The organism is Erythrobacter sp., from assembly GCF_023653175.1.
Taxonomy (GTDB): Bacteria; Pseudomonadota; Alphaproteobacteria; order Sphingomonadales; family Sphingomonadaceae; genus Erythrobacter.
The window spans coordinates 1-11,518 of record NZ_JAMNXL010000114.1 but is presented as its reverse complement, the minus strand read 5'-3'; the positions used below and the strand labels follow the sequence as shown (position 1 = coordinate 11,518).

Here is an 11,518-nt window from a genome sequence, read left to right as displayed (position 1 = left end):
TTCCTTTTCGTGTTCCCTTTTGTGCGGTCGCCCGATAGGTCTCTTGCCGCAACCCGATACGGGTGACGGGAGAGAGAGAATGAAGCGGATTGCGGTTCTGGCGGCGACGACCGCTGCGCTGGTGGCAGTTCCGGCGGGCGAGGCGCTGGCCAAGCCCCGCTACGCCGCAACCATTACCCGCACCACCTTCGGCATCCCCCATATCGAGGCGCGGGACTGGCGCGGCGTGGGCTACGGGGTCGCCTATGCCTATGCCGAGGACAACCTGTGCCTGCTGGCCGAGGAATTCGCCACCGTCGCGGGCGAGCGCTCGCGCTTCTGGGGGCCGGCGGCCAAGGCGGTGCTCGGCTTCGAGGAGGTCGACAACCTCTCCTCGGACGTGTTCTTCCGCGCGGTGATCGACCTGCCCGCCCTGCGCGAGGGCGCCAAGACGCTGAGCCCGCGTGTGCAGGATCTGCTGGCTGGCTATGTCGCGGGCTACAACCGCTTCCTCAAGGATGCCGGCACCGAAGGAATCCCCGCCGAATGCCGCGGCAAGGCGTGGGTTCGCCCCATCACCGCCGACGACATGCTGCGGATGAACGAGAAGCAGATGCTGCTGGCAAGCTCGCTGAACCTCGCCCCCGCGATCGCCAATGCCGCGCCTCCGGGCAGCCCTGCCCCCAAGGTCGCCATCAACATGCCCGATCCAAAGGAACTCGGCATTGGCAGCAATGGCTGGGCCTTCGGCAGCGAGGTCACCGCCACCGGGCGCGGCATGCTGATCGGCAATCCGCATTTCCCTTGGAAGGGCCCGAGCCGCTTCTGGCAGATGCATGTAAAGGGCCCCGGGGGCTACGAGGTGATGGGCGTCGGCCTTGCGGGCACCCCGATGCCGACCCTCGGCTTCAACAAGGATGTCGCCTGGACCCACACCGTCACCGAGGCGCGGCACTTCACGCTCTACCAGCTGGCGCTCGATCCGGCGGACGCGACGCGCTACATGGTCGACGGCAAGAGCGAGGCGATGACCCCGCAGACCGTCACCGTACCGATGCCCGAGGGCACCCCCGCCCTAACCCGCACGCTCTACTCCACCCGCTGGGGGCCCGTCTTCGTCGTCCCCTCACGCGGGATCACGTGGAGCGCCGCGAGTGCCTTTGCCTTGAAGGACGCCAACCGCGGCAACCAGCGCGGGATCGAGACCTGGCTGAGGATCGGCGAGGCGAAGAAAGTGGGCGAAGTGCAGGCGGCGATCAGCGAGACGCTCGGCATTCCATGGGTCAACACCATCGCCGCCGACCGCTTCGGCGACGCGCTCCATGCCGATATCACCGCAGTGCCCAATGTCGGGGCCGAGAAGGCCAAGGCCTGCGCCACGCCGATCGCGGGGCTGTTCGCGGAGCTCGCGATCCTGCTCGATGGCAGCAAGGCGGCGTGCGACTGGGACAAAGCCCCCGGCACGCCCGTCCCCGGGTTGATGCCCGCCAGCGATCAGGCGGCGACCACAGTCAAGACCTGGCTCACCAATTCGAACGATTCTTACTGGATCAGCAACCCGGCGATGCCCTATCGCCAGCTTTCGCCGGTGCTCGGCCGGTATGCGACGCCGCGGTCCTTGCGCACGCGGTCCAACTTCACCGAGACCGCCGCGCTGATCGCAGGCGGCAAGATCGACCATGCGCGCGCGCAGGCCCATGCCTTTGCCAACAAGAGCCTCGCGGCCGACATGGTGATGGACGACATCGGCGGGCTGTGCGTCACCCCTGACCCCTTGCCCGAAGCCGCCGTGCGCGGCTGCAAGGCACTGGCGAGCTGGGACCGCCGCTTCGAGGCGGACAGCCGCGGCGCCGCGCTGTTCCGCGCCTTCTGGCCCAAGGCCGCGCGCCTGCCGGGCCTGTGGGCGGTGCCCTTCGATCCCGCCGATCCGGTGAACACCCCGCGCACCCTCGCCACCGAGGGCGCGAAGGGCGAGAAGCTGCTCGCCGCGCTCGGCGAGGCAGTGGCGGAACTCGACGCCGCCGCCATCGCCCTCGACGCGCCGTGGGGCGAAGTGCAGCGGGTGGTGGCGGGGAACGATGCGATCCCGATCCACGGCGGCCCCGGTACGCTCGGCATCCTCAACATGCAGGAATCGGTGTCCGTCCCCGGCGGCCTCACCCCGCGCCACGGGACGAGCTACATCCAGATCGTCGGCTTCGACGACAAGGGCCCGGTCGCCGACGCGATCCTGAGCTATTCGCAGTCCACCAACCCCGCCAGCCCCCACGCGCACGACCAGACGCGGGCCTATGCGGCCAAGCAGTGGCACCGCCTGCCCTTCTCGGCCGAGGCGATTGCAGCCGAGACCATCGCCCCGCCCAAGCGCATCGCCGAGTAGCCGCCAGCAATATCGCGATAGCGGCGGCGGCGGCGCGGCGCTGTAACTCTGGGCCTGTCGGCAACGAACACCGGCAGGCGCCGCGTCACGCGCCGGAGAACCAACGAGGGGGAATACAATGTTGACCGGTTTGCTTCGCACGAGCGCAGCAGGCGCCGCCTTGGCGGCTGCCAGCGTGATCTGTGCGCCCGCCGCCCTTGCGCAGCAGGCGGGGATCGAGATTACCGTCGTGACAAGCGAGGGCGCGCCGGTCGCAGGCGCCGAAGTGGTGATCGAGAACGCCGCCATCGGCCTTACCCGCACGCTGGTCACCGATGCGAGCGGCACGGTGCGGCTGGACGGGGTGACGACCGGCGGAGCCTATCAGGTCTCGGTCCCAAGTGCCCCCGGCTTCGCGCCGCTCGCGGCGCAGGCCGTGGAACTGCGGGCGAACTTCACCCGCAGCGTGATACTCCAGCTTCAACCGTCCGCCGACGCCGGCATCGTGGTGACCGCCGCGCGCGCGATCACCGGGCTCAACACGGCCAACGCCGAGATTTCCGCCTCGCTCGCCCGCGAGCAGTTGGTGGCGCTGCCCATCGAGGGCCGCGATGTGCTCGGCGCACTGATCCGCCTGCCCAATGTCGTCCCCTCGACGGGGTTCTTCCCCGAGGCGCCGTCGATTGCGATCAATGGGAGCAACGGCCTCGACACCAACTACCTGATCGACGGGCTCGACAATAACGAGAACTTCCTCGGCGGGATCAAGTTTCCCGTGCCCTTGGGCTTCACCCGCGAAGTGACCGTGCTGGCGAACAGCTACTCGGCCGGCTACGGGCGCACGGCCAATGGCATAGTCAATTATACCACCCCGTCCGGCAGCAACACCTTCACCGGCGAGGTCTATGGCTTGGTTCGCCCCGGCAGGCCGCTGGACGCCCGGTCCCCCTTCCCGCGCCGCGACCTGTCGGGCAACCCTGTCGGCGAGAGCTTCGAGCGCTATCAGGGCGGCTTCGCCGCGGGCGGCGCGCTGAAGCGCGACACGACCTTCTTCTATGCGAACTACGAATACACCCGTGATCGCAACACCCAGATCGTCGACGCGCCGCAATTGGGGATCGTCGACACGGTCACCGGCAACAACGAATTCCATCTCGCATCGCTGCGCCTCGACCACCGGCTGACCGACGACTGGACGATTGGTGTGCGCGGCAATATTGGCCGCGTCACCATCGACCGTCCGGGCGGCGCGCTGGGCGGAGGGAACGCGACCTTCCCCTCGGCCGGATCGCGGCAGGACCGGTTCTCGACGCTGATCGCCGCGACAGCGAGCTATGCAGGGGCCGATTGGAGCTACGATGGCGCGCTGCAATTCAGCCGCTTCCGCTGGGATTATGGCGAGGCGACGGGCGCGCCCGGCGCTCAAGTCGTGGTGCGCGGTCCCTCGGGGTTAACTGCGGCGGTGGTCGGCAATCCCGGCTATGTCTTCGACAGCCTCGAGGAGACCTGGCAGACCACGCACCGCGTCAGCCGCGACCTCGGCGCGCACCGGCTGAGTGCAGGCGTGGACGCGATTGCCTCGGACTTCGCGCTGCTCGGCGGGGGGAACCCGAACGGGAATTTCACCGTCGACCTGACCGCCCCGCAGCTCGCCAGCCTGTCGGGCCGGGGGCTGGCGCTGACTGCGCAGGACGTGCTGTCGCTCAACCCGGTGGTTGCCAATTACGCGGTCGAACTGCGCCCGCAGAGCTTCGGCACGCCGCAGACACTGATCGCGCTTTACCTTGAGGATGCGTGGGAGCTGTCGCCGACGCTCACCGCCACATTGGGCGTGCGGTGGGATTACGACACCTTGACGGAGCGCGGTGCGGGTGATGGCGACACCGACAATATAGCCCCGCGCCTTGCCTTGAACTGGCAGCCAGACGCGCGCTCTTCGGTGCGCTTCGGGGCGGGGATCTTCACAGGCAAGCTCTCCTACGCCGTCATCTCCGACGCGCTTCAGCGCAACACCACCTCCGCCGGGTTCCTGAGCCAGCTCGCGCAGTTGCAGGCGCGGGGCGGCATTCCCGCGGGGATCGATCTGCGCGATATCACCTTCGACGGCAATCTGACGGTCACGCCCCCCTGTGCGACCGTTTCTGCCTGCCCTACTCCGGCGCAGGTGCAGGCGCTGCGGGGCACCGCGACATTGGGCGAGGGGCGCATCCTCAGCCCGACCGGCTACGACAATCCGTGGAGCGTGCAGGTCAGCGGCGGCTACCAATATGCCGCGACCAGCACCCTCACCCTGTCGGTGGATGCGCTCTACAGCCGCTCGCACAATCTGCTGCGGCTGCGCGACCTCAACGCGCCCGCGCCCTTCACGCCCAACCTTGCAAACCTCACCGAGGCCAACATAGCGCTCTTGCGCGCCCTGCCGGACAATGCCGCGCGCTTCGCTTTGGCGCAGAGCCTCGGCCTTGTCCGCAGCCAAGCCGCCGCCGACGCCTCGCGCCCGATCCCGCTCGTGGCAGGCGGGGCGCGGCAGATCACGGTGTCGGAGACCGAGGGCGAGGCTGAATACCTCGCGCTGATCCTGCAAGCGATCAAGCTGCGCGGCGAGGACGACTATGCGTTCCGCGTCAGCTACACCCTCTCGCGCCTGAGGAACGACACCGACGACATCAATTTCCGCGCGGCCAATTCGAACGACTTCGCCGCCGAATGGGGCCCCTCGGCCAATGACCGGCGGCATGTGATCTCGGCGGTGGGCTACCTCTATCCGCTCGACGGGTTGACCCTGACCGCGGCGGGCCTGTTCCAGTCGGGCCAGCCGGTCAATCTCGTCCCCGATGCGCGGATCTTCGGGACGCAGGACCTGAACGGCGACGGGGCGAGTTTCGGCGAGAACTTCCTCGGCAATTCCGACCGCTACCCGGGCGAGAGCCGCAATTCGGCGCGCCTGCCATGGTCGGCGACGGTCGATCTGGGGGTGCGCTACGCACTCCCCGTCGCGGGTGGAAAGCTTGAGGCGAGCGCGGACGTGTTCAACGTCTTCAACGCCAATAACCAGAGCGGCTTTGCCAACGCAGCGACGACTTCGAACCAGATCCAGTTCGGCGGCGGGACGGAGTTCGTGCAGCGGAACGCGGGCGCGCCGCGGCAATTCCAGTTCGGGCTGGCCTACAAGTTCTAGCCGATCAGCGTCTCGACCGAGCCCAGCTTGCCGAACCCGGCAACGACCGCGCTGCCGGGCGCAACCACATGGACGCCAGTGATCGCGCCGCTCGAAACCCACCAGCCGGGCTTTATGGCAAAGCCCCGGCGGGTGAGGTTGGCAAGGAGGAAGGCGACCGCCCCGAACGGCCCGTCAAGCATGGTCGCGGTGGTGGCGCGGCCGACTTCGGTGCCGTCGATCGCCAGCGTCACCTCGACAGCGTCGAGCGCGTCCCACTGCGCGCGCGGCACGACCGGGCCGAGCAGCAGGCCGGCATTATTGCCATGGTCGGAAATCGTGACGCAGGGCCCGTCGGCATTGATCCGCGCATAGGGCGAGGAGGCGATCTCGATGCCGATCCGCACCTCGTCGACCCACGCCATCGCCTCCTGCGGGGTGGCGGGCAGCGGCCCGTCCTGCGGCGCGAGGCGGAGCATGAATTCGGCCTCGGCGGCGGCAAATCCGCCCCGGAAGACCGGGAAGGGCGCGGCCGAACCGGCGGCGAGGATGGTGTCGGAGAAGGCGGGGCCGACGAGCCGGTCGGCACCGAGTTCAGCGTCGCGCGGCGGGTTGATGCGGCCGACCTTCCAGCCGCCGACCTCGCGCTCCCACAGCGCAAGGGCCGCGTCCTGAATGGCATAGGCGCTCGCCAGATCATGCGGCGCCGCGCCCGGATAATGGCTGATCGCAGCCCCGCTGCGCCGCGCGGCGACGAACGCCGAGGCGATGTCACGCGCATCGCAAAGCACGGTTTCGGTATTGTCCTCTCGCTCCACGAAACGGAGCCTTGGCGAAAAAGGAAACCGGTGTCAAAAGCTTTCTTGTGCGGGTCGGGGCTGCAAGTCGCGGCGGCTTTTTGCATTCGCGCGAATGCCCTCTAGAAGGGCGAAGTCCTTGCGAAAGATGTTCACCACCGCCGATGCCCAAATCGAACAAGACGCCAACGATCAACGATGTGGCCCGCCTCGCGGGCGTGTCGAAGAAGACCGTCAGCCGGGTGATCAACCGCTCCGCGCTGCTGAGCGAGGACACCCGCACCAAGGTCGAGGCCGTTATTGCCGAGCTTGGCTACGTCCCCAACCCTCAGGCGCGCGCGCTGGCGCTGCGGCGCAATTTCCTGCTCGGCCTGCTCCACGACAACCCCAATGCCCAGACCGTGCTCAAGGTGCAGGAAGGCGTGCTCGATGCGATCCGCGACACCGAATTCGCGCTGGTGGTGCGCCCGGTCGACCGGCATTCGCCCACGCTGATCGAGGACATCCGCCACTTTCTCGAACTGCAGCGGCTCTACGGCGTGCTGATCCTGCCGCCGATCTCGGAGAATGATGCGCTTGCCGAACTGTGCCTCGAGATGGGCTGCGGCTATGTCCGCATGGGCTCGGCGATGCTCGACGATGCGGATCACATGGTCGCCTCGAACGACCGCGAGATGGTCGAGGCGGCGGTTGATCACCTGGTCGAACTCGGCCACCGCCGGATCGCGCTGATCGAGGGGCCCAAGGGGTTCCGGTCCGCGCACGAGCGGCGCGAGGGGTTCCTCGCGGCGATGGCGCGGCACGGGCTGGTCGTTCCTGACTCGGCCCGCGCACCTGGCACCTACCGCTTCGAGTCCGGGTTGGAGGCGGCAGGGCTGCTGCTCGACGCGTCCGAGCGGCCGACCGCGATCTTTGCCAGCAATGACGAGATGGCCTCGGGCGCCTTCCACGCCGCCCGCCAGCGCAATCTGCGCGTGCCCGACGACCTGTCGATCATCGGCTTCGACGATTCGCCGATTGCCGCCCACATCTGGCCGCCGATGACGACCGTCGGCTGGCCGGTGCGCGAGATGGGCCGCGCCGCCGCATTGAAGCTGATCGCACCGGCCGAGGAGGTCGCAGGCGAGTCCCGCTTCCCCGCCCGGCTGGTCAAGCGCCAGTCGGTCGCCCCGCCCAAAGCCTGAAATGGGTGGTTGAAACCGCCCCCGCTTTGGCGCTACACCCCGCCCCATGACACCGGTTTCCTAAAAAGACCGCGCAGGGAAGGACACAAGGCATGAAGATCGCGCTCATCACCGAGAACAGCCAGGCGGCCAAGAACGGCATCATCCACGAGGCGCTGACCGCCGTGGTTGGGCCGCTGGGGCATGAGGTGTTCAATTACGGCATGTACTCGGCCGAGGATTCGGCCTCGCTGACCTACGTGATGAACGGGCTGCTGACCGGCATCCTGCTGAACTCCAAAGCCGCCGATTTCGTCGTCACCGGCTGCGGCACGGGGATGGGCTCGATGCTCGCCTGCAACGCCATGCCCGGCGTGTTCTGCGGGCTCGTGATCGACCCGACCGACGCCTTCCTGTTCAGCCAGATCAATGCGGGCAACGCGATCTCGATGCCCTATGCCAAGGGCTTCGGCTGGGCGGCGGAGCTGAACCTGCAGGATTGCTACGCCAAGCTCTTCGAAGGCGAGCCGGGCGCGGGCTACCCCAAGGAACGCGCGGCAATCATGGCGGTCAACCGCGGCAAGCTTGCCGACCTCAAGGCGGCGAGCTGCCACGACATGCTCACCGTTCTGAAGAGCGTCGATCAGGACCTCCTGCGCGCCGCCATCGCGGGCGAGAAGTTCGCCGAATATTTCTACCCCAATTGCCAGGATGACGGCATCGCCGCCTATCTGAAGGCGCTGTAAGAGGGCGGCTGACATGGCGATATCCTTCGACCTTGCGGGCAAGCGCGCGCTGGTGACCGGGGCCAATACAGGCATCGGTCAGGCGATTGCGGTCGCTCTGGCCGAGGCGGGAGCCGACGTGGCGCTCGCCGGGCGCAGCGCGCCGGACGAGACGCTGGCGCTGATCGCCGCGACGGGGCGCAAGGTGGTCGACCTGCGCGCGGACCTTGCCACGATCGCACCGGTGAAAGGGCTGGTCGACGACGCGGTGGCGGCGCTCGGCGGGCTCGACATTCTGGTCAACAATGCCGGGATCATCCGCCGCAACGACCTTGCGGACTTCACCGAGGAAGACTGGGATGCGGTGGTCGACACCAACCTGAAGACGCTGTTCTTCCTCAGCCAGGCCGCCGCCCGGGTGATGGCCGCCCAAGGATCGGGCAAGATCGTCAACATCGCCTCGCTCCTGAGCTTTCAGGGCGGCATCCGCGTACCGAGCTATGCCGCCGCCAAGTCGGGTGTTGTGGGGCTGACCAAGGCGCTGGCGAACGAGCTCGCGCCCAAGGGTGTGCAGGTCAACGCCATCGCGCCGGGCTACATTGCCACCAACAACACCGCCGCGCTTCAGGCCGACGAGACCCGCAACCGCCAGATCATGGAGCGCATCCCGACCGGGCGCTGGGGCAGGCCGGAGGACATCGCCGGGGCGGCGGTGTTCCTTGCTTCGCCTGCGTCCGATTATGTGACCGGGCATGTGCTGGCGGTCGACGGCGGCTGGCTGGCTCGGTAACCTCACCCCCATGCACATCACCTGCTTCGGCGAAATCCTGCTGCGCCTCTCGCCGCCCGAGCGGCGGATGCTGGTGCAGGCAAGCAGCCTCGACATGGTCGTCGGCGGGGCCGAAGCGAATGTCGCCTCGGCGCTGGCGAGCCTCGGGCACGCGGTTCGCTTTGCCGGGGTGGTGGCTGACAATCCTCTGGGCGAGCGCGCCCTCGCTGCGCTTCGGGCGAGCGGTGTCGGCGCTGCGCACATCACGCGCGCGCCCGGGCGGATGGGGCTCTATTTCCTCGAGGCCGGTTCCGGCCCGCGCCCTTCGGCGATCACTTATGACCGCGGCGGAAGCGCCTTTGCCGAGGCCGCGCCGCAGAGCATCGACCTCGCGGGCGCGCTGGCCGGTGCGCGGCTGCTGCATTGCGGAGGGATCACCCCGGCGCTCGGCCCCAAGGGCGTGGCACTGGCGCGCGCTGCGCAGGCCGCGGCCCGAGCGGCAGGCGTACCGGTCTGCTTCGACGGCAATTTCCGCGCACAGCTGTGGGCCGCGTGGGACAGCGATCCCGCCACGATCCTGCGCGAGCTGGTGGCGGATGCGACGATACTCATCGGCAATCACCGCGACATTGCGCTGCTGCTCGGGCGGCCGTTCTCGGGCGAAGGCGAGGACCGGCGGCGCGAGGCGGCCGAGGCAGCTTTCGCGGCGTTCCCGAACCTCGAGCTGATCGCCTCGACTGCGCGCCATCTGGTGACGAGCGATCACCACCGCATCAGCGCCCGGGTCGACAGCCGCGAAGGCAGCCACCAGACCGAGGAGATCGACGTCACCGGGATCGTAGACCGGATCGGCACGGGCGATGCCTTTGCCGCAGGTGTGATCGACGGCTGGCTTGAAGGCGGCGATCTCGCCGTGATGGCGGCGCGAGGGCTGGCGCTCGCCGCGCTCAAGCACACCATCGCGGGCGACATGTGCCCGGTCAGCCGCGCGATGCTCGACGGCTTCAGCGCGGGTGCAGGCGATGTCCGCCGCTGAGGGGCTCTCCCGCCGCGCCGTGCTGGCGGGCGGGGCCGCGGGGGCCTGGGTAATGCTGGGCGGCAGCGTCGTCGTTGACGCAACCGACGGCGTGGCCGCTCCAGATGGATACTACAAGAGCCGCGAGACTGCGTTCGACCAGCGGCCCGCGCGTTCCTTCCTCAGCATTCGCTATGCCACCGCGCGGCGCTTCGAGAAGCCGGTGCCGATCCGCGAGGCCCAGCAGAACGGTGGAGCCTTCGACCGGTTCGGCCCCGCCTGCCCTCAGCCGGGTAACGCCTACCCCGACCAGAGCGAGGACTGCCTGTTTCTCAACGTCTGGACACCCGACCGACGCCCGCGCGAGCGCAAGCCGGTGATGGTCTATTTCCACGGCGGGGCCTATTCCACCGGCTCGGTCACCGATCCCCTCAACGACGGCGCGGCGCTCGCGGCGCGCGGCGATGTGGTGGTGGTGACGGTCAATCACCGCTTGAACGCGCTGGGTTATCTCTACCTGCCCGAGCGCTTCCCCGACAGCGGCAATGCCGGGCAGCTCGATCTGATCTGCGCGCTCGAATGGGTGCAGCGGAACATCGCGGCCTTCGGAGGTGATCCGGGCAATGTCACGGTCTTCGGCCAGTCCGGCGGGGGCGCGAAGATTGCGACGCTGATGGCGATGCCCGCCGCCCGCGGCCTTTTCCACAAGGCGATCACCATGAGTGGCCAGCAGGTCACGGCATCAGGCCCGCTCAATGCCGCCAAGCGCGCCGCCGCCTATCTCGCGGCGCTCGGCGAGGATCCGGCAGGCGCGCCGGTCGAGGCGCTCGTCGCCGCGCTCGGTGCGAGCGATCCGGTGCTGGGCGGGCGGGTCTATTTCGGCCCGGTGCTCGACATGCGCAGCCTCCACCGCCACCCCTTCTGGCCCGACGCGCCCGCGCAATCGGCCGATATCCCGATGCTGCTCGGCAACACCATTGCCGAGACGCGGGCCTTCTATCCGCCCGAGGGCCGCGTGCTGAAGGGCCTGTCGTGGGACAATCTGGCCGAGCGGATCGGGCCGGAGATGCGCGTCGATCTCGAGCCCGGCTGGGTGGTCGCCCAGTTCCGCGAACGCTATCCCGAGGCATCGCCCGAGGAGCTTTTCCACCGCATCGTCACGCCTGCGCGCAGCTGGCGGGGCCAGGTCGAGGAGGCCGAGGCACGCGCCCGCAGCGGCAAGGGCAACACCTTCGTCTACCAGCTCGCTTTCGAGGACGCGCAGCACACCGACGACATCGGCCTGGCCTTCGGCACCGTCCCCGATGCCACACCAGCACAGACCGCGATGAGCAAGGCGGTGATGGACGCCTTCACCCGCTTCGCCCGCACCGGCGATCCCGGCTGGCCCGACTATGACCTCGCCGCCCGCCGGACCATGATCTTCGACGCGACAAGCCGCGTGGAAAACGATCCGCGCCGCTGGGAGCGCGAGCTCTTCGCCCGCGTGCCCTATGTCCAGCCCGGCACCTAGTTGGGATAGCTGACGATCAGATCGAGCGGTTCGTCGCCGAG

At 68.5% G+C, this 11,518-nt stretch carries 8 protein-coding genes; 7 read left to right on the top strand and 1 reads right to left on the bottom strand.

Features of this window, described 5'->3' with window-relative positions; all coding sequences use genetic code 11:
• The first annotated feature begins 79 nt into the window (after positions 1-79).
• Together NBV68_RS12780 and NBV68_RS12775 are read left to right on the top strand one after the other, a co-directional pair.
• Positions 80-2,359, top strand: coding sequence for a penicillin acylase family protein (locus NBV68_RS12780; protein ID WP_296310394.1), 2,280 nt, complete (start codon positions 80-82; stop codon positions 2,357-2,359).
• A 118-nt stretch (positions 2,360-2,477) separates the two neighbouring features.
• Positions 2,478-5,516 carry a TonB-dependent receptor gene (locus NBV68_RS12775; RefSeq protein WP_296310392.1) on the top strand — a complete coding sequence of 1,013 codons (3,039 nt, stop codon included), beginning with the start codon at positions 2,478-2,480 and terminating at the stop codon, positions 5,514-5,516.
• Here NBV68_RS12775 and NBV68_RS12770 read toward each other — a convergent pair.
• Positions 5,513-6,313 carry a fumarylacetoacetate hydrolase family protein gene (locus NBV68_RS12770; RefSeq protein WP_296310390.1) on the bottom strand — a complete coding sequence of 267 codons (801 nt, stop codon included), beginning with the start codon at positions 6,311-6,313 and terminating at the stop codon, positions 5,513-5,515. The two genes, NBV68_RS12775 and NBV68_RS12770, sit on opposite strands and share 4 nt — an antisense overlap.
• 143 nt (positions 6,314-6,456) lie before the next feature.
• Between NBV68_RS12770 and NBV68_RS12765 the strand changes: the two genes are divergently transcribed.
• The 5 genes from NBV68_RS12765 to NBV68_RS12745 all read left to right on the top strand — a co-directional run bounded on the left by NBV68_RS12765 (position 6,457) and on the right by NBV68_RS12745 (position 11,477).
• Entirely contained in the window at positions 6,457-7,476 is a 1,020-nt protein-coding gene (locus NBV68_RS12765) for a LacI family DNA-binding transcriptional regulator (protein WP_296310387.1), read from the top strand.
• Positions 7,477-7,568: 92 nt separating this feature from the next.
• On the top strand, positions 7,569-8,201 hold the full coding sequence (locus NBV68_RS12760) for an RpiB/LacA/LacB family sugar-phosphate isomerase (protein ID WP_296310385.1): 633 nt from the start codon (positions 7,569-7,571) through the stop codon (positions 8,199-8,201).
• Between the two features lie 13 nt (positions 8,202-8,214).
• Entirely contained in the window at positions 8,215-8,970 is a 756-nt protein-coding gene (gene kduD, locus NBV68_RS12755) for a 2-dehydro-3-deoxy-D-gluconate 5-dehydrogenase KduD (protein WP_296310383.1), read from the top strand.
• Positions 8,971-8,980: 10 nt separating this feature from the next.
• The gene (locus NBV68_RS12750; protein WP_296310381.1) at positions 8,981-9,985 is read left to right on the top strand and encodes a sugar kinase; all 1,005 of its coding nucleotides are present in this window, start codon (positions 8,981-8,983) and stop codon (positions 9,983-9,985) included.
• Positions 9,972-11,477, top strand: coding sequence for a carboxylesterase family protein (locus NBV68_RS12745; protein ID WP_296310379.1), 1,506 nt, complete (start codon positions 9,972-9,974; stop codon positions 11,475-11,477). The genes NBV68_RS12750 and NBV68_RS12745 overlap by 14 nt, the downstream gene beginning before the upstream one ends.
• The last annotated feature ends 41 nt before the right edge of the window (positions 11,478-11,518 follow it).

What these genes read in the sequence shown, in the direction of transcription:
- NBV68_RS12780 (WP_296310394.1), top strand. Translation starts at nt 80, where the DNA reads ATGAAGCGGATTGCGGTTCTGGCGGCGACGACCGCTGCGCTGGTGGCA.
- NBV68_RS12775 (WP_296310392.1), top strand. Translation starts at nt 2,478, where the DNA reads ATGTTGACCGGTTTGCTTCGCACGAGCGCAGCAGGCGCCGCCTTGGCG.
- NBV68_RS12765 (WP_296310387.1), top strand. Translation starts at nt 6,457, where the DNA reads ATGCCCAAATCGAACAAGACGCCAACGATCAACGATGTGGCCCGCCTC.
- NBV68_RS12760 (WP_296310385.1), top strand. Translation starts at nt 7,569, where the DNA reads ATGAAGATCGCGCTCATCACCGAGAACAGCCAGGCGGCCAAGAACGGC.
- kduD (WP_296310383.1), top strand. Translation starts at nt 8,215, where the DNA reads ATGGCGATATCCTTCGACCTTGCGGGCAAGCGCGCGCTGGTGACCGGG.
- NBV68_RS12750 (WP_296310381.1), top strand. Translation starts at nt 8,981, where the DNA reads ATGCACATCACCTGCTTCGGCGAAATCCTGCTGCGCCTCTCGCCGCCC.
- NBV68_RS12745 (WP_296310379.1), top strand. Translation starts at nt 9,972, where the DNA reads ATGTCCGCCGCTGAGGGGCTCTCCCGCCGCGCCGTGCTGGCGGGCGGG.